The sequence below is a fragment of the Acidovorax sp. 62 genome, from assembly GCF_002754495.1.
GTDB lineage: Bacteria > Pseudomonadota > Gammaproteobacteria > Burkholderiales > Burkholderiaceae_C > Acidovorax.
This window is the reverse complement of the sequence record NZ_PEFJ01000001.1, coordinates 3,113,339-3,134,516: the sequence shown is the minus strand read 5'-3', so window position 1 is coordinate 3,134,516 and position 21,178 is coordinate 3,113,339. Positions and strand designations below refer to the sequence as shown.

Below are 21,178 nucleotides of genomic sequence, written 5' to 3'. Positions count from 1 at the left end.
GGCCTGCGCAGTGGCGGCACTGCGGGCCACTCCATACCCCCCATTCCATGACGCAACTCGATATCCTCATCATGGCGGCCGGCAAGGGCACGCGCATGAAAAGCCGCACCCCCAAAGTGCTGCAACGCCTGGCTGGGCGCCCGCTGCTGCACCATGTGCTGGACCAGGCTGCGCACCTGCAGGCCCGCAGCGCCATCGTCATCACGGGGCACGGTGCTACAGAAGTAGAAGCAGCTACCGCTTGTGCAGCAAGCGCTGCAGGCAGTTTTGACCTCAAGTTTGTGCGGCAGGAGCCGCAGTTAGGCACCGGCCACGCGGTGCAGCAGGCGGTGCCCCACCTGCGTGACGATGGCACGGCGGTCGTCCTCTCGGGCGATGTGCCCCTGACCCAGGCCGACACCCTGCGCGCCCTGGTGGCCGCCAGCGAAGGCCGCAAGCTGGCCCTGCTGACGGTGACCCTGCCCGACCCCACGGGCTACGGCCGCATCGTGCGCAACGCCGAAGGCGCCGTGCAAGGCATCGTCGAGCACAAAGACGCCACGGAAGCCCAGCGCTCCATCACCGAGGTCTACAGCGGCATCATGGCCGTGCCCGCGCGGCTGCTCACCCCCTGGCTGGCGCGGCTCACCAACGACAACGCGCAGGGCGAGTACTACCTCACCGACATCGTCGCCATGGCCGTGGCCGACGGTGTGCCCGTGGTCGCCCACCGCATCACCGACGCATTGCAGGTGGCGGGCGTGAACAGCCCGCTGCAACTGGCTGAGCTGGAGCGTGCCCACCAGCTGCGCCAGGCCCGAGGGCTGATGGAGCAAGGCGTGCGTCTGGCCGATCCCGCCCGCTTTGACCTGCGCGACGACACCCGCACCGGCGTGCGCGGCGAGCTGGTCTGCGGGCAGGACGTGGAGATCGACGTGAACTGCGTCTTCACCGGCCGTGTGGAGCTGGGCGAGGGCGTGAGCATTGGCGCCAACTGCTGCATTGCCAATGCCCGCATCGCGGCGGGCGCAGTCATCCATCCCTACACCCACATCGACGGCGAAAAGGCCGGAGCTACCGTGGGCGAGGGCGCCTTGATCGGCCCCTTTGCCCGCCTGCGCCCCGGCGCACAGCTGGGCCGCGAAGTGCACATCGGCAACTTTGTGGAAGTGAAGAACAGCACGCTGGCCGACGGTGCCAAGGCCAACCACCTCGCCTACCTGGGCGACGCCACGGTGGGCGAGCGCGTGAACTACGGCGCAGGCAGCATCACCGCCAACTACGACGGCGCCAACAAGCACCGCACGGTGATCGAAGCCGATGTGCACATTGGCAGCAACTGCGTGCTGGTGGCGCCGGTGACGATTGGCGCGGGCGGCACGGTGGGTGGCGGCAGCACCATCACCAAGAGCACCGAGCCCGGCGCACTGAGCGTAGCGCGGGGCAAACAAGTCAGCATTGCCAACTGGCAACGCCCGAAGAAGCTGCCGAAGGCTTGAGAAGCTGAGAGCCGAGCGCCATGCTTGACGAAGACATGACCCCCGACCTCACCCCTGACCAGCTGCGCGCCGCCCTGGCCGCCAGCCAGCAGCAGGTGGCCGACATGGCGGCTGCGCAAGAGGCATTCTTGCGCGTGGTCTCGCACGACCTGCGTGCGCCGCTGCGCCACATCACGTCGTACGGCAAGCTGGTGCGAGAGGTGCTGGGCGACCTGCCTGCCGATGTGCTGCAAAGCCCGCCGCTGCAAGAGGCGCAAGAGTTCGTCGGCACCATGGAGCAGTCGGCCCGCCGCATGGTGCTGATGCTGGACGGGCTGCAGGCCCTGTCGCGCGTGGGCCGCGCACCGCTGCAACTGCAGCCGGTGGACCTGGCCGCAGCGGTGGCCAAGGCGCGGGCCGCCCTGTCCGCGTTGGCGGGCGCCGACGCTGTGCAGTGGGCGGTGGCCACCGGCCTGCCCACCCTGCAGGCTGACCCGGCCCTGCTGCACGAGTTGCTGGTGCAGTTGTTAGGCAACGCCCTCAAGTTCAGCCAACGCCAACCGGCTGCCTGCGTTGCAGTGCGCGCTGTGCCTGCGGAGCGCGGCGCTGGCTGGGTGGCATGGGAGGTGCAAGACAACGGCGCGGGCTTTCACCCCGAGCGCGCTGCGGGCCTGTTCGGCATCTTCCAGCGCCTGCACCGCGAAACCGAATTTGACGGCGTGGGCGCAGGTCTGGCCGTGTGCCGCACCATTGCCGAGCGCCACGGCGCCCACATCACCGCCACGGCGGCGGTGGGGCAGGGCTGCACCGTGCGGGTGGAGTGGCCTGCGGCAGTGGTTTGATTTGCTATTGAAAATATAGCTGCTAGCGCTTATTGGGTAGGCGCTAGCGGCACTTTTGTTTCAAACTTTGCCCGCTTGGTGCTAAAGAACGCCTTGACGTTGCGCACGTTCGCATCGGCGGTGAACAGCCGCTGCGACAACGCCAGGTAGCCCGGCATGTCGCGCGTGTGCACCACCAGCACAAAGTCGGGCCCCGGCGACACGCGCCAGCACTGCTGCACCTCGGCATCGGCCACGGCGCGGGCTTCAAAGGCATCCAGCGCCTCGGTGCTTTGGCGGTCCAGGCTCACTTCCACAATGCAGGCCAGCCCGTGGCCCTGCACGGCGGCCAGTCGGTCGGGCTGCAGCAGGGCCACCTGCCGCTCGATCAGCCCCACATCGTGCAGCCGCTTGACCCGCCGCAGGCAGGTGGGGGGCGACACATGCACCCGTTCGGCCAAGGCCTGGTTGCTTTGGGCAGCATCGTGCTGCAGCAGGTCCAGCAGCTGCAGGTCGATGGCATCGAGTGATATGGATTCCATGATTGCTTTGTTTTTGAAATTTAATTTCTCCGTAGTAAATTGTAGAAATTAAATTTCAAAATTGAAGATATGTTGAGTGCATATTTCTTAGGTGCCTGCCTACCATCGCCCCATCGGTTTTAACGGAGGCATCCACCATGTGCGGCATCGTCGGCGCGGTATCCACGCGCAACATCGTTCCTATCCTTGTGCAGGGCCTGCAGCGGCTCGAATACCGCGGCTATGACTCTTGCGGCGTGGCGGTGCATGCCGCCAGCCTCGATGCCTCGCGCCACGGCACGCCCCAGGGCGGCTTGCAGCGCGCCCGCAGCACCGCCCGTGTGGCCGAGCTGCTGGAGCAGGTGGCCACCGACCATGTCGATGGCGCCACCGGCATCGCCCACACCCGCTGGGCCACGCACGGCGCGCCCGCCATGCACAACGCCCACCCCCACTTCAGCCACGGCACGGGCGATGTTGCCAGCCAGCCAGGCCGGGTGGCGCTGGTGCACAACGGCATCATCGAAAACCACGAAGAACTGCGCGCCGCCCTGCAGGCACGCGGCTACGTGTTTGTGAGTCAGACCGACACCGAAGTCATTGCCCACCTGGTCGACAGCCTCTACCAAGGCGATTTGTTTGAGGCCGTGCAGGCCACCGTGGCCCAGTTGCACGGCGCCTATGCGATTGCAGTCATCCACAAGGACGAGCCGCATCGCGTGGTGGGCGCACGCGCAGGCTCGCCGTTGATCTTGGGTGTGGGCAAGGACGCCAGCGCCGGTGCGTCGGCTTCCCGTGAGCATTTTCTGGCCAGCGACGCCATGGCCCTGGCGGGTGTGACGGACCAGATCGTCTACCTGGAAGAAGGCGACCTGGTGGACCTGCAACTGGGCCGCTATTGGATCGTGGGCAAGGACGGCAATGCCTTGACGCCTGCACAGCGCCCCGTGCGCACCGTGCTGGCCCACAGCGGCGCGGCCGAGCTGGGGCCCTATCGCCACTACATGCAAAAGGAAATCTTCGAGCAGCCCCGTGCCATTGCCGACACGCTCGAAGGCGTGGAAGGCATCGTGCCCGAGCTGTTTGACGGCGCAGGCCTGCACGGCGAGCCCGGTGCCGCCGCGTGGCGCGTGTTCAAGGAGATCGACAACGTCCTCATCCTGGCCTGCGGCACCAGCTACTACAGCGGCTGTGCCGCCAAATACTGGCTCGAAGAGATCGCGGGCATCCCCACCCAGGTGGAGGTGGCCAGCGAATACCGCTACCGCACCAGCGTGCCCAACCCGCGCACCCTGGTCGTCACCATCAGCCAAAGCGGCGAAACCGCCGACACCCTGGCCGCGCTGCGCCACGCGCAAAGCCTGGGCATGCAGCACACGCTCACCATCTGCAACGTCGCCACCAGCGCCATGGTGCGCGAATGCAAGCTGGCCTACATCACCCGCGCGGGTGTGGAGATTGGCGTGGCCAGCACCAAGGCCTTCACCACGCAACTGGCGGGGCTCTTCTTGTTGACGCTGGCCCTGGCGCAAAGCAAAGGCCGCCTGACGGCAGAGCAAGAAACCGCCCACCTCAAAGCCATGCGCCACCTGCCCGTGGCCCTGCAGGGCGTGCTGGCCCTGGAGCCGCAAATCATCAGCTGGGCCGAAGACTTCGCCCGCATGGAAAACGCACTCTTCCTGGGCCGGGGCTTGCACTACCCCATCGCCCTGGAAGGCGCGCTCAAGCTCAAGGAAATCAGCTACATCCACGCCGAGGCCTACCCTGCGGGTGAACTCAAGCACGGCCCACTGGCCCTGGTGACCAGCGCCATGCCGGTGGTGACCGTGGCGCCCAACGACGCGCTGCTGGAAAAGCTCAAGAGCAACATGCAGGAAGTGCGCGCCCGCGCCGGTGTGCTCTACGTGCTGGCCGACGCCGACACCCACATCGAAAGTGCCGAAGGCCTGCACGTGATCCGCATGCCCGAGCACTACGGCCCCCTGAGCCCACTGCTGCACGTGGTGCCGCTGCAGCTGCTGGCCTACCACACCGCCTGCGCACGGGGTACCGATGTGGACAAGCCACGCAACCTGGCCAAAAGCGTGACCGTGGAGTGAGTTAGAAGCGGTGGGTGACGCCAACCCCCCAGCGCAACACGTCGCTGGACACGCTGCCGTCACCGCGTTTGACTTCCAGTTGCCGCACTGCGGTGTACAGGCGTGTGCGCTTGGACAGGTCGTACGTCACCATGGCGCTGATGCCGCTGGCGTCGATCACCTTGCGGTCTTGTGCGTCGCGGTTAAGCGAGCTGGCGTAGCCCAGGGCTACGGTGGCTTGCCCAAAGGGCACATCCACGCCCACCTGGTATTCGTTGGCGGTTTGGCCGCCAGTCACGCGGTGGTCGGTTTGCCTTTGCAATGACGCAACCACGGTGAAGGCCTTGAAGCGGTGCTTGCCGGAAACCAGGTGGTAGCGGTTCTCGCCCGTGGTGTAGAACTCGCGCTGAAAGGAATAGCCCACGCGCGTGGTGTCGTCGTCATAGATCACATTGCCTGTCACGGTGCGGGGGGCGGCGGTGGCGGTGACGCCGCCTTCGCCCATGCCCACGCTGACAGCGGCGCTGAAGTCGCGGTACTCGGGCGTTCCATACTGGATGGTGTTGTTGGTGCGTGCGAGGTAGTCGCTTCCGCTCACTGCGGGCAACCCGTTGCCTGCGGTGGTGCTGGCGGACCAGGTTTGGCCTGTCGATGCAAAGCCGGACGAGTCGTACAAGTGGTTGATGGGCCCACGCAAGGCGTCGTAGGCCGTCAGCAGGCGTCCGAGCTTGAGTTCGCCAAACGGCCCGCTCAGGCGCACAAAACTGTTGCGGTTGAAGCCGCCGTTGGAGGCAGACACGGTGCTGATGCCCCCTGTGTCGATGGCAATGCCCTGCTCCAGGACGAAGTTCAGCTTTAGCCCGCCGCCCAGGTCTTCGGTGCCCTTGATGCCCCACCGGCTGGCTTGGGCGCCGCCGCTCTCCACCATGCCCACCGTGCCGGTGGCTGCACCGGCCTTGGTTTTCTGTACACCCGCCCAGCCATCCACGATGCCGTAGAGCGTGAGGTGGTCGCTTTGGGCGTGTGCTGCCGTGGGGCCCCAGCCCAGGCAGGCGGCCAGGGCCAGCCCACAAGTGGTGGCAGGGGCACGCAGGGATTTCAAACTTCGCACAAGAGTCTCCTTTGATTTATTAACATCAGTCGTCTGACGTGTTGGAGTGTGCGCAAAGTTGAAAATTTAGGGATTCGGACAAACCCGAGGTGGACCAGGGATCCTCTGCGCGAATCGCGCGGCAAGTGGGCACTGTGGATCGGGATGGGCTGCAAGGCGCAAAGCGCAGCAATAGCAGTGGCTATTGCGAGCATTGGCAACGACGCAGACCGCCCGAGCCCGCAGAGGCACACGCTGATGCACGCGGCACGGTGATTGGTGCAGAGGATCCCTATGCGTCTCCGCGGGCAATGCGCAGTCGCTCGCGGCTGTGGATCAGGTGCATGAGCATGGCGGCGCGGGCGGCGGCGGCATCCTGGCGGCGGATGGCGTCGTAAATCTCTTCGTGCTCGCGCTGTGTGATTTCCTTGTTGTGCTCTAGCGAGGCGAGGGGTGCTCCGAACGAGGGAGCCTGGGGCGGTGTGTCGGCAGGGGTTGCGCGGGGGCGCGGAATGGTGGCGCTGCCCAGGTTGCGCAGCACCTCTTCAAAGTATTCATTGCCTGTGGCGCCGGCAATTTGCACATGGAAGTTGAAGTCGTCTTCCGTGGTGCTGGCGCCTGAGCGCCGGTGTTGTTCAAAGGCGTCCAGCGCCGCCCGCATGGCGATGAGGTGGGCGTCTGTGCGGCGCAGGGCTGCCAGGTGGGCGGCCTCTGATTCGAGGCTGATGCGCAGCTCCAGCATGGCCAGGACTTGCTGGATGCGAACGTCGCGTGCCGTGGCGGCCAGCAGGGGGCGTGTTTGCTGAGAGCTCTCCAGCACAAAGGTGCCCACCCCTTGGCGTGTGGTCACCAGACCGCTGGCCTGCAGCCGGGAGACGGCCTCGCGCACCACAGACCGGCTGACGCCAAATTCGCGCATCAACTCGGGCTCCGGGGGGACGCGGTCGCCTGGCTGGAGCGTGCCGTTGTGAATGCGTTCGGTCACGCCGTCGACCACGCGCTGGGGTTGGCTGATGGCGCGCGCTGGCGGGGTTGGGGTGGAGGTTTGTGCACTCATGAGGGGTGGCCGGTGTGTTTCGACTATATCTTGCGGTGCTGGGTCTCTGGCTTGGTGTGGATGTGGGTGGTGTGCTGGGTTTAGGGTTTGTCCTGATTCGCTGGGCGTATGTCTAACTAACAATCAACTCATCAGACGACTGACGAGAAAATCTCATGAAAATCGAGCGTGTCACAGGCACCGTATTCACCTTTCCTACCTTCCGTGTCGTAGACAGCGCAGGGCATTCCCATCCAGGGCCTGAGACGCAAGGGCGCATGGCCATGCTGACCATCACCACAGACGATGGGCACCAAGGCCATGCCTTTGCCCCCCCTGAGGTGATTCGGCCGTATGTGGTGGAGTCCTATGCGCGCAAGGTGCTGGTGGGGGCCGACCCCTTCATGCGTGAAAAGCTCTGGATGTCTTTGGAGCATTGGCAGCGTGGCAGTGCGGGTCAATTCACCGACCGGGCTTTGGCTGCCATCGAGCAGGCGCTGTGGGACTTGGCCGGGCGTGCACTGGGGCAGCCGGTCTATCGGTTGCTGGGTGGCTATCGGGACAAGGTGCCCGCTTATGGCAGCACCATGTGCGGTGACGAGTTGAAAGGGGGCTTGTCCACCCCCGAGGAATATGCGGCCTTTGCCGAGAAATTGGTGGCGCGTGGCTACAAGGCCATCAAGCTGCACACCTGGATGCCTCCGGTGTCGTTTGCGCCCGACCCGGGCATGGACATCAAGGCCTGTGCGGCCGTGCGTGAGGCCGTCGGGCCCCACATTGCGCTGATGCTCGACGGTTACCACAACTACAGCCGCATGGATGCGCTGCGCATCGGCCGCGCGCTGGAGAAGCTGAACTTTGCCTGGTTCGAGGAAATGATGAACGAGCAGAGCATGGCGTCCTACGCCTGGCTGTCGTCGCAGCTGGACATTCCCATCGTGGGGCCTGAGAGCCTGGGCGGCAAGCACCACAGCCGTGCGGATTGGGTGCGCGCCGGGGCCTGCGATATTCTGCGGGCGGGCGTGCCGGGTGTGGGCGGGATCACCCCCACCCTGAAGGTGGCCCACTTGGCGGAATCGTTTGGGATGGACTGCGAGGTGCATGGCAACGGCGCCGCCAACCTGGCTGTGTGTGCTGCCATTCGCAACTGCCGCTGGTACGAGCGCGGGCTGCTGCACCCATTTTTGGAATACGACGACAAGCCCGCCTACCTGCGCAGCCTGCCCGACCCGATGGACCGCGATGGCTTTGTGCATTTGTCGCAGCAGCCGGGCCTGGGGGAGGATATTGATTTCGAGTACATCGAGGCGCACGCTGTGTCTCGCTACTGATGCCAGGGCGGTTGATTCAGGCTGCTACCCCGTTGCCCTTGTGCGTCCCTCGCGTCCTTTAACTACTTTCAGCTTTCCCAAGCGCATTTGCCATGCCAAGCCAATTTGAGAGCATGCCCTCCTCGCCTGCGTTGCTGCACCGTCGGCAATGGATGGCGATGGCGTTGACCGCAGGTGCCGCCACTGCGCTATGGCCAGCCGCTCACGCAGTGGCCGTGCAGGTAACGCCTTCTGCCACGCCGCAAGACCAGCTGATCATGGGGATCAGCATGAACAACCTGCTGTCCCTGGACCCTGCCGGTGCGACGGGAAATGGGGTGGTGGAGATTGCGGCCAACCTCTACGACTTCCTCATCGAACTCCATCCCGAGGACACCACGCGCATTGAGCCTGGACTGGCGCAGCGCTGGGAGGTGGGGGCCGACGGGCGCAGCCTGGTTTTTCACCTGCGCGAGGGGGCGCGGTTTCAGTCCGGCGCGCCCGTCACTGCGCAGGATGCGGCCTGGTCGCTGCACCGGGTCTTGCGCCTGAACCTGGCACTGGCCACGCCTTGGAAGGGCTATGGCTTTACCGCCAAAAATGCAGAGCGCCAGATTCGCGCTTTGGACGAGCGCACCTTGCGCATCGATCTGCCGATCGCCACCGATCCGAAGATGGTGCTCTACACCTTGGCCACATCGGTGAGCGCCGCCGTGCTGGACCGGCAGACCGTGCTCTTGCACGAAAAAGACGGTGACTTGGGGGCTGCCTGGCTCAACACCCATGCTGCGGGCTCGGGAGCGTTCCGGCTCGACCAGTGGCGGGCCAAAGAGATTTTGATGATGAGCCGCTTTGACGGGTACTGGCGCGGGCCTGCCCGATTGCGCCGGGTGGTCATGCGGCACATGACGGAATCGCAGTCGCTGCGCCTCATGCTGGCGCGTGGCGATCTGGACATGGCCACGGGGCTGTCGGTGCCGGACATCCAGGCGCTCAAGACCACGCCCGGCATGGTGGTGCACACAGTGCAGCGCGGGACGATGTACTACGTGGCCATGAGCATGCAAGACAGCAAGTTTGCCGATCCGCGGGTGCGGCAGGCGGTGCGCAGCCTTATCGACTACCAGGGTATCGACCGTGCCGTGATGCCCTTTTACGGGCGGCTGCAGCAGCGGCCTGTGCCTCTGGGTTTGTCGGCCACGTTGCCGCAGCCCGGGTATGTGCTGGACGTTCCGGCAGCGCGAGCGTTGTTGGCGCAAGCGGGTTTGGGCGACGGGTTTGACACCACGATCCGGGTGGTGGCCGAAGCGCCTTTCATCAACATTGCCACCAGCGTGCAGTCCACCTTGGCGCAGGCGGGTATCCGCGCATCGGTGCTGCCGGGCACGGGCAACCAGGTCTACGGGGCCATGCGCGAGCGCAAGTTCGAGATCGTGGTGGGGCGGGGTGGGGGTGGGGCCGAGCCCCATCCTCACTCCAGTTTGCGGGCCTTGGCCTACAACACTGACAACCGCGATGCCGCCCGCCTGACCAACTTCCAGGGCTGGCGGACCGGGTTTTACAGCCCACGGTTGAACGGGATGATTGAGCAGGCCTTGCTGGAGCCAGACCCAGGGGCGCAACAGCGGGCCTACCAGGCCATCCAGCGGGTATACGAAGAAGAGGTGGGGCCCATCTTGCCGATCTCCCAGATGGTGGAGACCGTGGTGTACCGCAACACCGTGCAAGGCTATGTGGGGCACCCCTCGGCAACCACCCGTTTGCATGGGGTGTTCAAGGCATCGGCGCCATTGGGTGCGGCGGGCCATGGCTGAAGATCCGAGCGCGGATGGGCCTGCCGAGCGTTTGTTCAATCAATAGACTGTCTGAATAAAGACAGCACGGAGACAGATTCACATGTCCACATCCATAGCCTTGCCTGCACACGGCGAGTCTCGTGCACGCCGCTTTGCGCGCCAGTTCCATTCGGTCGGGGCGCGGGCGCTGACGGTCTTGATGACTTTGCTGGGCCTCTTGGCGCTGACCTTCGTCATTGGCCGGGTCATGCCATTGGACCCGGTGCTCTCCATCGTGGGGCCCGACGCCGACCGATCGACCTATGAACAGGTGTACCGGCAACTGGGGCTGGACAAGCCCTTGTGGGTGCAATTTGGCTACTACCTGCGCGACCTGTTGCACGGCAATCTGGGGCAAGCGGTATTGACGGGCCACCCCGTGGTGAGTGACCTGGCGCGGGTGCTGCCCGCAACGATAGAGCTGGCCACGCTGGCCATCTTGCTGGGAACGGGCCTGGGGGTTCCCTTGGGCGTGTACGCCGCCACGCGCAAGGGGCGCTGGGGTGACCATTGCATGCGCTTGTTCAGCCTCATGGGCTATTCCACGCCGGTCTTCTGGTTCGGCATGATGGGGTTGCTGGTCTTCTATGCCTGGCTGGGTTGGGCCGGAGGCATTGGGCGGGTGGGGATTGCCTTTGAGGGGGCCGTGCCAGTCGTCACGGGGTTCTTGTTGGTGGACACCCTCTTGTCAGGCGACGTTGCGGCCTTTCGCAGTGCCTTGCGGCACATCACCTTGCCCGCGTGCATTCTGGGCTTGCACTCCATGGCCTACATCAGCCGCATGACGCGCAGCTTCATGCTGGCCCAGCTGTCGCAAGAGTACGTGCTGGCCGCAAGGGTCAAGGGCCTGCCGGAGCGCACGGTGGTGTGGGGCCACGCCTTTCGCAACATCCTGGTGCAACTGCTCACCATCGTGGCGTTGGCCTACGGTGGGTTGCTGGAAGGGGCAGTGCTGATTGAAACCGTTTTTGGGTGGCCAGGTTTTGGCCAGTACCTCACCAGCAGCCTGTTGCTGGGCGACATGAGTGCCGTCATGGGCTCGGTGCTGGTGGTGGGGGTGATCTTCGTGGTGATCAACCTCGTCACCGATGCGCTGTACCGGGTGTTTGACCCCCGCACCCAGCAGCAACGCTAAAGCCCACGCCGTCGCTACCGCTTACGCCCAGGGAATATCCCGATGAACACCTCTCAGACCTTGAACCCTTCGGCCGATGTTGCCGCTGTGCCCATAGCCATGTCCCAGTCTGCTCCCACCACCCAAGCCACCACCGCCACCCAGGCCCTGCTGCGCGAGCTGGCACGCATGTCGCGCCGATTGCTGCGCAACCCGCTGACAGCCGCCGGTGTGGCTGTGATTCTGGGCCTGGTGGCCGTGGCGTTGCTTGCTCCCTGGATTGCAACCCAAGGCCCCTACGCGCAAGACCTCTCTGCGGCCTTGCAAGCGCCCAGCGCTGCGCACTGGTTCGGCACCGACGAGTACGGCAGAGATGTCTTCTCCCGCTTGGTGCATGGCGCGCGCATCACGCTGTATGTGGTGGCGTTGGTGACCGTGATCGTGGGGCCCATTGGCTTGCTGGTGGGCATTGTTTCGGGCTACTTTGGTGGATGGGTGGACACCGCCATGATGCGCGTGACCGATATCTTCCTGTCGTTTCCTGGCTTGGTGCTCGCCCTGGCGTTTGTGGCGGCCTTGGGGCCTGGCCTGGACCATGCTGTCATCGCCATCGCATTGACCAGCTGGCCCCCGATTGCGCGCTTGGCCCGGGCCGAGACCCTGTCGCTGCGGCACGCCGACTTCATCACCGCAGCGCGCCTGCAAGGCGCGTCTGCCTCGCGCATTCTGCTGCGGTACATCGCGCCGTTGTGCCTGTCGTCGGTGGTGGTGCGTCTGACCATGAACATGGCCAGCATCATCCTGACGGCGGCGGGGCTGGGCTTTCTGGGGCTGGGGGCGCAGGCGCCGCTGCCCGAGTGGGGCGCCATGATTTCCGAGGGGCGCAGGTACATGCTGGATTCGTGGTGGCTGGTGGCTGCACCCGGCGGTGCCATCTTGCTGGTCAGCCTCGCGTTCAATCTGCTGGGTGATGGCCTGTATGACGTACTGGACCCGCGCAGCGAATAAGCACCAAGGAATCGAGGCACACATGACAACCTCCAGCGAATCTCCTCTTTTGCAAGTGCAGGATCTGCGCGTGCAGTTCACCTCGCCCGACGGCAGCACATCCAACGCCGTGCGCGGAGTCTCTTTCGCGCTAGGGCGCGAGAAGCTCGGCATCGTTGGCGAATCGGGCTCGGGCAAGTCCACCGTGGGCAGGGCCTTGCTGGGGTTGCACCCGCGCAATGCCAAGGTAGACGCCACCCGATTGCAGTTTGACGATGTCAACCTGCTGCAGGCCAGCGCGGCACAAATGCGCGGGATACGCGGGCGGCGCATGTCCATGATCATGCAAGACCCGAAGTACTCGCTGAACCCGGTCATGCGCGTTGGCGACCAGATTGCAGAGGCCTATCTGGCCCACCACCGCGCCAGCCGAGCACAAGCGCGCCAGCAGGTGCTGGCCATGCTGGAGTCCGTGCGCATCCGCGACCCTGAGCGTGTGTACGGGCTCTATCCCCACCAGGTCTCGGGGGGGATGGGGCAGCGCATCATGATCGCCATGATGCTGGTCCCTCAGCCCGAGGTGGTGATTGCGGACGAGCCCACGTCCGCGCTGGATGTCTCGGTACGCATGCAGGTGCTGGACGTGCTCAATGAGCTGGTCGCCAGCAGAGGGCTGGGCCTGATCTTCATCAGCCACGACCTGAACCTGGTGCGCCACTTCTGTGACCGTGTGCTGGTGATGTATGCCGGGCGCGTGGTGGAGAGCATTGCCGCTGCAGACCTGGGCCAAGCCCGCCACCCCTACACCCGTGGACTGTTGGAGGCGCTGCCCAGCATGCAGAACCGGCGTGAGCACCTTCCCACCCTGCAACGCGACCCAGCCTGGGTTGACGGAGTCGCCGCATGATTGACGTTGAACAACTGAGCCTCTCTTTTGGACAAGGCCCTGGCGCCGCACGCGTGCTGCACGATGTCTCGTTTTCTGTGGCACAAGGAGAGTCCTTTGGCCTGGTGGGCGAGTCTGGCTCTGGCAAGACCACCTTGCTGCGCTGCCTGGCGGGCCAGTTCATGCACTGGAGTGGCGCCTTGAGTCTGGGAGGCCAACCGCTGGGGCGTACCTTCGATCGCGCCAGGGCCCGCATGGTGCAGATGGTCTTTCAAGACCCCTATGGCTCACTGCACCCGCGCCACACGGTGCAAACCACGCTGGCCGAGCCGTTGCAAATCCACCAGATGGACGCCCAGGATGAGCGCATTGGCGCGATGCTGCGCAAGGTCGGGCTGGACGACAGTTTCAGGCACCGGTATCCGCACCAGCTGTCTGGGGGGCAACGGCAGCGCGTGGCGATTGCGCGGGCGCTCATCTTGGAGCCCCGGGTGCTGCTGCTGGACGAGCCGACCTCGGCATTGGATGTCTCGGTGCAAGCTGAAATCCTCAACCTGCTCGTATCGCTGCGCAAGCAGGAGGGCCTGACGTACCTCTTGGTCACGCACGACCTGGGCGTGGTGGCGCACCTCTGTGATCGGGTGGGGGTGATGCAGCAAGGCCGCATCGTTGAAGCCATCGACACTGCCTCCCTGTGCTCCGGGGCTGCCCAGCATGCCTACACCCAGATGCTGGTGGAGACCACTCTCATGCACGGACTGCACGTGCATGCGCAGACGGACGATGCGTGCGCCACGCCCGCCTGACCTGCGGGCTACCGCCTAAAGCGCGGATGCCACGTTGGCGCCGCCGCCACACATCAGCCCTGCTTTGGTGGCGGGCTCTTGGGCAGGGCGCGCAGCTTCCATCGCAGCGCTGTGCCCGCCATCGTGGCGGCAAAAAGGCCGATGGCCACGGCATTGAGCAGGGCGCCGTTGCCTCGCCATGTGAGGTCATGCAGGCCAGCGAAAAGCCGCACCACCAGTGACAGGTGCAGTGCCAGCAGGGGCAGATAGAAAAGGCGGCTGAACGGCAGCTTGATGCGCGCGATGGCAGGCAAGATCACCGGCGCATGGCCCATGATCATGCTCACGATGAAGCCCAGCCCCAGCGCGTGCAGGGCGGCGTCGCGCAAGGGCCAGCCCAGGGCTGTGGCCACCCAGGCGACCCCTGCCAGGGCCAGCCAGGCGTAGCCACCCAGCAGGCAAACGGCCATATAGCGTGGCAGCCCTGGGGCAGCCACGGTACGCCGTGCAATGTCAAAAACGCCTAGCCACAGCGCCAGCAGCAACAGCGAAAGGCCGTAGAGCACACCACCTGTGCGCGCCGAGAAGATGGTCACGCTGGCCCCTGCGACCAGGGCGATCAGCAGCACGCCCAGCGCCAGCTGGGCGCCTGGCCGCCGGCGCATGAGCCGCGTCATCTCCAGCCGCTCGGCGGCAATCGTCATCACCAGGAAGGCAAACCACCAGGGCAGGCAGGCCGTGTTGCCCGGCTGGTGCCAAAACAGCAGGCAACCCACCAGCCATGCGAGTGCGCCCGCAAGCAACAGCGCGGTGTGGGCTGCACGCTGGCGCTGCACTACCACCAGGTTGACCCCGACAAAGACGGCGGCCGCGATGATGAGCAAGACGGCTGCCAGAGCGGTTTCTGCCGCCATCAGGCACAGCCCGCCCGCGCCGGACGCGGCGGGTGCCAGCCAGGCAAACAACCGCTTCACAGCCACGGCCCGTTCGATGCTGATGACGGTGCCCATGAACCCGCACACCATCAAGGCGCCGTGGGCCACGGCGGCGTGGCCTGCCCAGCCGGTGGGCGCCATGGCCTGTGGGAGTGGCACCCCTGCACGCAGCAAACCACCGGCCATGCCCCCCAGCAACGCCGCCATGCCGAGAGCCAGCACCACCAAGGGCCAGGCGCTGGCTTTGGCCGCCGCCGCTGGGTTGCGGGCGAGGTGGGTGGGCGGGGGAGGGGTCACCATCCCATGAAGCGCTTGGCGCTCGGGCTCATGCGTTCGGTGGTCCATGGTGGCTCCCAGACCAGTTCCACTTGAATCTGCAAATCGGGCGGCATGTCGCGGTCCAGTTCGGTTTCGATCTCTTCGATGATCAGCTCGGTCACCGGGCAGGCCGCAGAGGTCATGGTGACCAGAGCATGGAGCTTGCCTGCGGCCACCGCGACGCCGTAGATCAAGCCCACATCCACCACATTCATGGCCACCTCCGGGTCCACCACGCGGCGCAACGCGGTCAAGATGGGCTGACGCAGCTCCTCTGGGCCGTTGTAGGGAAAGGGGGCTGGATCGGTGTGACTGGTCATAAGGTGGTGCCATCAAGTGGCATGCGGCTCAATCAAAAAGGCGGGTATGCCGTGGCTACCTACCGCCTGTGAGCGGATTAAACACCAGGCACCCAACTCCACAGCCCCCCGTCGATCAAGGTTTCCATGGTTTCATGAGGCTGGCGCAATGCCCTGCCTTCAGCCCCGGTGCTGCAAAAGACCCGGGTGCTGGGCGACTACCACCTCAACGGTGTGACCACGCACCTGCAGGAGGGGCGGGTGTTTTGAGGCGGCGGGCGCTTCAGGCTCACGGTTTTGAATGAAATGATGCGCTAGCGCAACCAGATAAAGCGCTGGAAGCTATTGTTTTAATAGCATTTTCGGACTGCATCGCCACGGCGCAGTGGATTGGGGGCACCCGCAACGCGCTGTGGGGCTGGTTGTACTGGCGCACACGGGCCGCATGCCCGGGCAGGCCAAGGGGCCATGCGCCGCCTGCCGCCATCCGCTGGCCGCTGCCTTCAGCACGCTGGCTGCAAAGTCGGGTAACTTCGGGGCAGAGCATTCCTTGACCCGGGCATTTGGCCCATCACCCCCCAACGCACATGACCCGCGCCGCCCCAGCCCTTGCCCTCACGGCCCCAGTCTCCATCGCCCCAGTCTTCGTGGCCGCCCTTGACCCCCGCATTGCGGGCCTGCGTTGGCAGAACGCCTGCGCCTGTGTGGCCCCGCAAGGAGAGCACGCATGAGCGCGATCCCACCCCTGGCCGCCAGCGGTGTCCTCGGCGAGGCCGCACCGGTGCCGCGCACCTACGGGCTGGTGGCGCACCGGCGGCACCGCACCGCGCATGGCAGCGCGCACACCTGCGCATTGGCGCATTGGGCCCACGCAAGCGAGCCCGCTGTGCGGGCCCTGCAACTGCGCATTGCTGCCGTGGGTGGGGCTGCCGATGCGCTGGAGCGGCTGGGCTTGCTGCAGACCTTGCCCGCATTGCACCGCCTGCCGTATGGGCACGAGGGTGGGTTGATGAAGCTGGTCTCCCGCGTGGCAGGGGGCATTCGGCCTGAGGATGAGCTGGCCGGTGTGGTCTACCTGATGGACCCGCTGGACCCGTCCTCGCTGTACCCCGAGGCGCAAGCGCTCAAGCGCCAATGCATCACCCACCGCAAGCCGCTGCTGCTCACCGTGGCTGCGGCCATTGAATGGATGGCGGTGGAGTGGGCCAACGCCGGTGGCCCCGCGTTGCGTGGCGATGCGGCAGGCGGCATCCGGCCCCTGGCGCAGCAGGCGCTGGCCTTGATTGCGCACGACTCCATGAAGGCGCGCATGGTGGAGTTTGCGGACCAGCATTTCGAGGTGCTGTCGCGCACGCCGGTGCGCTACGCCACGGGCACCACGGGGCGCAAGCTCAATGAACTGGCGTGGGCCCGGGGTTGGCCTGCCGACACGCCCTGGGTGCACCCGTTTCGCAGCGGCCCCATGGGCGGCGATGCCCAGATTGCCGAGCTGGTGCTGGACCGCCGCTGCCAGAAGGTGGTCTTTTTTGAAGACGTGCACGTGGCCCGCCAGCACGAGGCGGACATCCAGCTGCTGGAGCGCGCCGTGTGCTCGGTGGGCGATGAGGCCGCCTGCCTGCACACCTTTGACATGGCTGACGCCTGGGCGAGGGCCTGGCGCTAGCGCGTGTTGCCGCTAGCCCCGTGCGGCCTCAAGGGTGCCAGTGGCTGGCACGCGCAGGCACCGCGCTGGTGGCCGAGGTGTTGCCAGCCAGTGCATAAGACAAGGCATTGGCTGCGGTGACCACGGTCTGTGCCAGGGTCTCCAGCTTGGCCATGGGCAGGCGCGATGCGGGCCCGGAAATACACACCGAGCCCAGCAGGCGCCAGTGCATGCCAAACACGGGGGCCGACACGGTGGCCACGCCTTGCTCGCGTTCGCCAATCGAGCAGTGGTAGCCGCGCCTGCGGATCTCCTCATACACATCGCCCGGCTCGCCTGAAAACGCCAGGATCACGCGCCCGGGCGAGCCCTTGTCCAGCGGCAACCCCTCGCCCATGCGCGCGTGGTGGCGCAGGGCTTGCGGTCCTTCCACCCGCACCAGGCAGGTGCGCACATTGCCTTCGCGCACGTAAAAAGCGGCACTTTCACCGCTGGCCTGGGTGAGGGCGCGCAGCGCGGGCTCCAGCACGTTTTGCACATCAAAGCCCGCCTGGTAGCGCGCGCCCAGCCAGCCCGCAGCAGGGCCCAGGCGCCACTCGCCATCGTCACGCTGCACCATGTACCCCGACAGGGCCAGGGTGCGTGCCAGGCGCAGCACGGTGGTCTTGTGCAGGCCGCAGCGGCGGCTCAGCAGGGCCAGCGAGAGGTGCGATTCGCCCAGCGCAAAGGCTTCGAGCAACTGCAGGGCGCGGGTCACGGCAATCACCCCGCCGCTTTCCTTGGTGGCATCGCTGTCTGCGGGGGGGGCAACGGCGGGTGAAGGGGCCGCAGCAAGGGAGGGCAAAGGGGCCGCTGCGGCTGGAGGGCGGGCGCGTGGCAGGCGGTTGCTCATGGTGCAATGTGTTTCGTTGTGCGAAACGCAATTGTATGGGTTGAAACGTTTTTATAAAGTCGCGCCACACCACGCAGCAAGCGTGGGACCGGTACACCCATCACGGAGACAAATCGCCATGCCTATTTCCACGCCCACGCGTTCCTTGCGTTCGCGCCTGTTTGTGGCAGCTGCCGCTGCCCTGGCCCTGGCCCTGCCCACCGCCTCGGTGCTGGCACAAGCCGCCTACCCCAACAAGCCCATCCGCCTCATCGTGCCGTTCCCGCCCGGCGGCGGCACCGACATGATTGCGCGCACCGTGGCGCAAAAACTGGCGGACCAGAACAAGTGGAACGTCATCGTGGACAACCGCCCTGGCGCAGGCGGCAACCTGGGGGTGGACGCCACCGCCAAGTCCGCGGCCGACGGCTACACGCTGGTCATGGGCCAGACCAGCAACCTGGCGATCAACCCCTCGCTCTACGCCAAGCTGCCCTACGACCCGATCAAGGACCTGGCCCCTGTGGCGCTGGTGTCTTCCTCGCCCATCGTGATGGCGGCACCGGCCAACTCGCGCTTCAAGACTTTTGCCGACGTGGTGGCCGCGTCCAAGGGCAAGCCCGATGCGCTCACCCTGGGCTATTCGGGCAACGGCACCGTGGCCCACCTGGCGGGTGAACTTGCTGAAAACGCCGCAGGCATCCAGCTGCGCCACATCCCTTACAAGGGCGCGGCCCAGGCCATGACGGACCTGGTGGGTGGGCAGATTGATTTGTACATGTCGTCGGTGCCCACGCTGCTGGGGCAGGTGCGCAACGGCAAGCTCAAGATCCTGGCCATCACCTCGGCCAAGCGCTCATCGCAACTGCCCGATGTGCCCACGCTGGCAGAGCAGGGCTACAAGGGTTTTGAGGCCGTGACCTGGTTCGGCATCCTGGCGCCCGCAGGCACGCCAGCCCCCATCGTGGCGCAGCTCAACAAGGCCATCAACCAGGCGCTGCAGCAAGCGGATGTGATTGACAAACTCAAGTCCGAAGGCGGCGATGTGCTGGGCGGCACGTCAGAGCAGTTCAGCGCCTTGCTGCGTACCGAAGTTCCTCGCTGGGCCAAGATCGTGAAGGATTCGGGCGCCAGCCTGGACTGATAGCGCCGCGCCACGCTCATCCCCGCTGACAGCCCATCGCCATGACCCGCGATTGCTTTGCTACGCCCGTACCGTTCTCGGCGGGTACGGCCGCACCGCACACCACGCTGCCTGCGGGGGCGTGCGACAGCCACATGCACGTGTACGACCAGCGCTTTCCCGCAGCGCCGGGGGCCAAGCTGCTGCCGCCCGACGCGTCGGTGCAGGACTACCGCGCGCTGCAACAGCGCATCGGCACCCAGCGCACCGTGCTGGTCACGCCCTCCACCTACGGTGCGGACAACCGCTGCATGCTGCAGGGCTTGGCCGCACTGGGTGACAACGCCCGAGGCGTGGCCGTGATCGATGGCCGCGAGAGCGATGCCCAGCTGCAAGCCCTGCACGACGCGGGCGTGCGCGGCGTGCGGCTGAACCTGTCGCTGGGCGTCACGGGCTCGGTGGACTCCATCCTGCCGCTGGCCCGGCGCATTGCGCCCTGGGGCTGGCACCTGCAACTGCTGATGCCGCCCGATGTGCTGGCTTGCCTGGGCGATGTGCTGCGCCGTGTGTCGGTGCCGCTGGTGTTTGACCACCTGGGCCGCATCGCACCCGAGCAAGCCGGGACGCATCCGGCCCACGCACTGCTGCTGCAGCTGCTGGGCGAGGGCAGGGCCTGGGTCAAGCTCTCGGGCGGCTACATCGTTAGCGCCACCCACGCGGTGGACGACCCGGCGCTTGACGCGCTGGCCGCCAGCTACCTGCGTGCCGAACCGCAGCAGGTGCTGTGGGGCAGCGACTGGCCCCACGCCACCGCCAGCGCTGGCCTGCACCCCGTGCCGGACGACGCATTGCAAACCGACACCCTGGCGCGCTGGTGTGATCAGGCCGGTGCGGATGCCCTGCGCCGCGTGCTGGTCACCAACCCTGCCGCGCTCTACGGCTTCTCGCCGGTCTCGACTTCTTCATCCCCCAACCCTGTCTGAGGGCCTTGCACCATGACCTCTTTGGTATCTCTCCTTTCCACGCACGGCGCGCAGCGCCGCCACCTGTTGACCACCCTGACTCTTGCGGGCGCTGGTGTGGGGATGGGGCTACCCGCCTGGGCGCAAAACGATTGGCCTGCGGGCAAGCTCATCACCTGGGTGGTGCCTTACCCCGCCGGTGGCAGCACCGATGTGCTGGGCCGCAACATCGCCCTCAAGCTGGGCGCGGCCCTGTCCACCAACGTCATCGTGGACAACAAGGCCGGGGCCACGGGCACCATTGGCGCGGCTTATGTGGCCAAGGCGGCGCCCGACGGGCTCACGCTGCTGGGCACCTCCATCGGCCCGCAGGCCATTGCGCCACACCTGATGGCCAAGCTGCCCTACGACCACCTCACGGCGTTCGAGCCCGTGATCACCATCGGCACCATCCCGCACATCCTGGTGGTGGGCGCCAACCAGCCCTTCAACACCGTGGCCGACCTGCTGGCCGTCGCCAAGGCCCAACCCGGCAAGCTGGCGTTTGCCTCAGGCGGCAACGGCACCATTTTGCAAATGCAGGGCGAACTGCTGCAGCAGCAAACCGGCGCGCGCTTCATCCATGTGCCCTACAAGGGCGACACCCCCGCGCTGCAAGACACGCTGGCCGAGCAGGTGCAGTTCATGTTTGCCCCCGCAGCTGCCGCGCTGCCGCATGTGCAGTCGGGCAAGTTGCGCGCCCTGGCCGTCACGTCTGCCCAGCGCCTCAAGGCCCTGCCTGCTGTGCCCACCATGGGCGAGGCGGGGCTCAAGGACTTTGTGGTGGAGCAGTGGCAGGCCGTGTTTGCGCCCGCCAAGACGCCCGCCGCCATCGTGCAGCACCTGAACCGCGAGATCGCCGCCACGCTGAAAGACCCCGCCCTCATCGCCCTGGCCGACAAGCTGGGCGTGACGCTGGTGGGCGGCACGCCCCAGCAGCTGGGCGACCTGCAAAAGGCCGACTCTGCCAAGTGGGCCAAGGTGATCAAAGACGGCGGCATCAAGGCCGACTGATACCCGCGATCCACCACCTGTCAACAACATACCGCTGCTTCCTCGTTTTCATTCC

Annotated in this window: 20 protein-coding genes; 14 read left to right on the top strand and 6 right to left on the bottom strand. The window is 65.9% G+C overall.

Going from position 1 to position 21,178, the window contains the following annotated elements; all coding sequences use genetic code 11:
* Positions 1–47: 47 nt before the first annotated feature.
* Together glmU and CLU86_RS14030 are read left to right on the top strand one after the other, a co-directional pair.
* The gene (gene glmU, locus CLU86_RS14035) at positions 48–1,478 is read left to right on the top strand and encodes a bifunctional UDP-N-acetylglucosamine diphosphorylase/glucosamine-1-phosphate N-acetyltransferase GlmU (RefSeq protein WP_099742034.1); all 1,431 of its coding nucleotides are present in this window, start codon (positions 48–50) and stop codon (positions 1,476–1,478) included.
* 20 nt (positions 1,479–1,498) lie between these two features.
* Positions 1,499–2,299: an ATP-binding protein gene (locus CLU86_RS14030; RefSeq protein WP_233195011.1), complete on the top strand. Its 801-nt coding sequence runs from the start codon at positions 1,499–1,501 to the stop codon at positions 2,297–2,299.
* A 29-nt stretch (positions 2,300–2,328) separates the two neighbouring features.
* Here CLU86_RS14030 and CLU86_RS14025 read toward each other — a convergent pair whose 3' ends face one another.
* Positions 2,329–2,820, bottom strand: coding sequence for an Lrp/AsnC family transcriptional regulator (locus CLU86_RS14025; RefSeq protein WP_099742033.1), 492 nt, complete (start codon positions 2,818–2,820; stop codon positions 2,329–2,331).
* A gap of 137 nt (positions 2,821–2,957) precedes the next feature.
* Here CLU86_RS14025 and glmS point away from each other — a divergent pair, with 137 nt between their 5' ends.
* Positions 2,958–4,898 (top strand): glutamine--fructose-6-phosphate transaminase (isomerizing), encoded by a 1,941-nt coding sequence (gene glmS, locus CLU86_RS14020; RefSeq protein WP_099742032.1) that lies wholly within the window; start codon positions 2,958–2,960, stop codon positions 4,896–4,898.
* 1 nt (position 4,899) lies between these two features.
* Here the strand turns inward: glmS and CLU86_RS14015 are convergent, their stop codons facing one another.
* Together CLU86_RS14015 and CLU86_RS14010 are read right to left on the bottom strand one after the other, a co-directional pair.
* On the bottom strand, positions 4,900–5,988 hold the full coding sequence (locus CLU86_RS14015; RefSeq protein WP_158236332.1) for a porin: 1,089 nt from the start codon (positions 5,986–5,988) through the stop codon (positions 4,900–4,902).
* A gap of 271 nt (positions 5,989–6,259) precedes the next feature.
* A complete protein-coding gene (locus CLU86_RS14010) occupies positions 6,260–7,024 on the bottom strand; it encodes a FadR/GntR family transcriptional regulator (protein WP_099742030.1) in 765 nt (254 codons plus the stop codon).
* 155 nt (positions 7,025–7,179) lie between these two features.
* Here CLU86_RS14010 and CLU86_RS14005 point away from each other — a divergent pair, with 155 nt between their 5' ends.
* From CLU86_RS14005 to CLU86_RS13980, 6 genes are all read left to right on the top strand, one after another.
* Positions 7,180–8,334 carry a mandelate racemase family protein gene (locus tag CLU86_RS14005; protein WP_099656634.1) on the top strand — a complete coding sequence of 385 codons (1,155 nt, stop codon included), beginning with the start codon at positions 7,180–7,182 and terminating at the stop codon, positions 8,332–8,334.
* Positions 8,335–8,426: 92 nt separating this feature from the next.
* On the top strand, positions 8,427–10,127 hold the full coding sequence (locus tag CLU86_RS14000) for an ABC transporter substrate-binding protein (RefSeq protein ID WP_233195009.1): 1,701 nt from the start codon (positions 8,427–8,429) through the stop codon (positions 10,125–10,127).
* Between the two features lie 82 nt (positions 10,128–10,209).
* Positions 10,210–11,283 carry an ABC transporter permease gene (locus CLU86_RS13995; protein WP_099656633.1) on the top strand — a complete coding sequence of 358 codons (1,074 nt, stop codon included), beginning with the start codon at positions 10,210–10,212 and terminating at the stop codon, positions 11,281–11,283.
* Positions 11,284–11,382: 99 nt separating this feature from the next.
* Positions 11,383–12,270, top strand: a complete 888-nt coding sequence (locus tag CLU86_RS13990; protein WP_199175192.1) for an ABC transporter permease — start codon at positions 11,383–11,385, stop codon at positions 12,268–12,270.
* A 22-nt stretch (positions 12,271–12,292) separates the two neighbouring features.
* Positions 12,293–13,156 carry an ABC transporter ATP-binding protein gene (locus CLU86_RS13985; protein ID WP_099656632.1) on the top strand — a complete coding sequence of 288 codons (864 nt, stop codon included), beginning with the start codon at positions 12,293–12,295 and terminating at the stop codon, positions 13,154–13,156.
* A complete protein-coding gene (locus CLU86_RS13980; RefSeq protein WP_099742029.1) occupies positions 13,153–13,941 on the top strand; it encodes an ABC transporter ATP-binding protein in 789 nt (262 codons plus the stop codon). The genes CLU86_RS13985 and CLU86_RS13980 overlap by 4 nt, the downstream gene beginning before the upstream one ends.
* Before the next feature lie 53 nt (positions 13,942–13,994).
* Here CLU86_RS13980 and CLU86_RS13975 read toward each other — a convergent pair whose 3' ends face one another.
* Together CLU86_RS13975 and CLU86_RS13970 are read right to left on the bottom strand one after the other, a co-directional pair.
* On the bottom strand, positions 13,995–15,200 hold the full coding sequence (locus CLU86_RS13975) for a hypothetical protein (protein WP_233195006.1): 1,206 nt from the start codon (positions 15,198–15,200) through the stop codon (positions 13,995–13,997).
* Positions 15,149–15,493 (bottom strand): metal-sulfur cluster assembly factor, encoded by a 345-nt coding sequence (locus tag CLU86_RS13970; protein ID WP_099742028.1) that lies wholly within the window; start codon positions 15,491–15,493, stop codon positions 15,149–15,151. Before CLU86_RS13970 ends, CLU86_RS13975 begins: the two co-directional genes overlap by 52 nt.
* 566 nt (positions 15,494–16,059) lie before the next feature.
* On the opposite strand from CLU86_RS13970, the gene CLU86_RS22845 reads away from it, so the two are divergent.
* Together CLU86_RS22845 and CLU86_RS13965 are read left to right on the top strand one after the other, a co-directional pair.
* Positions 16,060–16,203, top strand: a complete 144-nt coding sequence (locus CLU86_RS22845) for a hypothetical protein (RefSeq protein ID WP_158236331.1) — start codon at positions 16,060–16,062, stop codon at positions 16,201–16,203.
* Entirely contained in the window at positions 16,200–17,135 is a 936-nt protein-coding gene (locus CLU86_RS13965) for a methylglyoxal synthase (RefSeq protein WP_233195005.1), read from the top strand. The genes CLU86_RS22845 and CLU86_RS13965 overlap by 4 nt, the downstream gene beginning before the upstream one ends.
* Before the next feature lie 28 nt (positions 17,136–17,163).
* Here the strand turns inward: CLU86_RS13965 and CLU86_RS13960 are convergent, their stop codons facing one another.
* Positions 17,164–18,006 carry an IclR family transcriptional regulator gene (locus CLU86_RS13960; RefSeq protein ID WP_099742027.1) on the bottom strand — a complete coding sequence of 281 codons (843 nt, stop codon included), beginning with the start codon at positions 18,004–18,006 and terminating at the stop codon, positions 17,164–17,166.
* Positions 18,007–18,124: 118 nt separating this feature from the next.
* Here CLU86_RS13960 and CLU86_RS13955 point away from each other — a divergent pair, with 118 nt between their 5' ends.
* Genes CLU86_RS13955 through CLU86_RS13945 form a run of 3 tightly spaced genes read left to right on the top strand, consistent with a single transcriptional unit; the run spans position 18,125 to position 21,123 of the window.
* Positions 18,125–19,129, top strand: coding sequence for a tripartite tricarboxylate transporter substrate binding protein (locus tag CLU86_RS13955; protein WP_099742026.1), 1,005 nt, complete (start codon positions 18,125–18,127; stop codon positions 19,127–19,129).
* A gap of 41 nt (positions 19,130–19,170) precedes the next feature.
* On the top strand, positions 19,171–20,091 hold the full coding sequence (locus tag CLU86_RS13950) for an amidohydrolase (RefSeq protein WP_099742025.1): 921 nt from the start codon (positions 19,171–19,173) through the stop codon (positions 20,089–20,091).
* Positions 20,092–20,103: 12 nt separating this feature from the next.
* Positions 20,104–21,123, top strand: a complete 1,020-nt coding sequence (locus CLU86_RS13945; RefSeq protein ID WP_099742024.1) for a tripartite tricarboxylate transporter substrate binding protein — start codon at positions 20,104–20,106, stop codon at positions 21,121–21,123.
* Positions 21,124–21,178: the final 55 nt, after the last annotated feature.

Excerpts from the sequence above, each read along its gene's own strand:
- glmU (WP_099742034.1), top strand. The coding sequence starts at position 48 with ATGACGCAACTCGATATCCTCATCATGGCGGCCGGCAAGGGCACGCGC.
- CLU86_RS14030 (WP_233195011.1), top strand. The coding sequence starts at position 1,499 with ATGCTTGACGAAGACATGACCCCCGACCTCACCCCTGACCAGCTGCGC.
- CLU86_RS14025 (WP_099742033.1), bottom strand. The coding sequence starts at position 2,820 with ATGGAATCCATATCACTCGATGCCATCGACCTGCAGCTGCTGGACCTG.
- glmS (WP_099742032.1), top strand. The coding sequence starts at position 2,958 with ATGTGCGGCATCGTCGGCGCGGTATCCACGCGCAACATCGTTCCTATC.
- CLU86_RS14010 (WP_099742030.1), bottom strand. The coding sequence starts at position 7,024 with ATGAGTGCACAAACCTCCACCCCAACCCCGCCAGCGCGCGCCATCAGC.
- CLU86_RS14005 (WP_099656634.1), top strand. The coding sequence starts at position 7,180 with ATGAAAATCGAGCGTGTCACAGGCACCGTATTCACCTTTCCTACCTTC.
- CLU86_RS14000 (WP_233195009.1), top strand. The coding sequence starts at position 8,427 with ATGCCAAGCCAATTTGAGAGCATGCCCTCCTCGCCTGCGTTGCTGCAC.
- CLU86_RS13995 (WP_099656633.1), top strand. The coding sequence starts at position 10,210 with ATGTCCACATCCATAGCCTTGCCTGCACACGGCGAGTCTCGTGCACGC.
- CLU86_RS13990 (WP_199175192.1), top strand. The coding sequence starts at position 11,383 with ATGTCCCAGTCTGCTCCCACCACCCAAGCCACCACCGCCACCCAGGCC.
- CLU86_RS13985 (WP_099656632.1), top strand. The coding sequence starts at position 12,293 with ATGACAACCTCCAGCGAATCTCCTCTTTTGCAAGTGCAGGATCTGCGC.
- CLU86_RS13980 (WP_099742029.1), top strand. The coding sequence starts at position 13,153 with ATGATTGACGTTGAACAACTGAGCCTCTCTTTTGGACAAGGCCCTGGC.
- CLU86_RS13975 (WP_233195006.1), bottom strand. The coding sequence starts at position 15,200 with ATGGACCACCGAACGCATGAGCCCGAGCGCCAAGCGCTTCATGGGATG.
- CLU86_RS13970 (WP_099742028.1), bottom strand. The coding sequence starts at position 15,493 with ATGACCAGTCACACCGATCCAGCCCCCTTTCCCTACAACGGCCCAGAG.
- CLU86_RS22845 (WP_158236331.1), top strand. The coding sequence starts at position 16,060 with ATGACCCGCGCCGCCCCAGCCCTTGCCCTCACGGCCCCAGTCTCCATC.
- CLU86_RS13965 (WP_233195005.1), top strand. The coding sequence starts at position 16,200 with ATGAGCGCGATCCCACCCCTGGCCGCCAGCGGTGTCCTCGGCGAGGCC.
- CLU86_RS13960 (WP_099742027.1), bottom strand. The coding sequence starts at position 18,006 with ATGAGCAACCGCCTGCCACGCGCCCGCCCTCCAGCCGCAGCGGCCCCT.
- CLU86_RS13955 (WP_099742026.1), top strand. The coding sequence starts at position 18,125 with ATGCCTATTTCCACGCCCACGCGTTCCTTGCGTTCGCGCCTGTTTGTG.
- CLU86_RS13950 (WP_099742025.1), top strand. The coding sequence starts at position 19,171 with ATGACCCGCGATTGCTTTGCTACGCCCGTACCGTTCTCGGCGGGTACG.
- CLU86_RS13945 (WP_099742024.1), top strand. The coding sequence starts at position 20,104 with ATGACCTCTTTGGTATCTCTCCTTTCCACGCACGGCGCGCAGCGCCGC.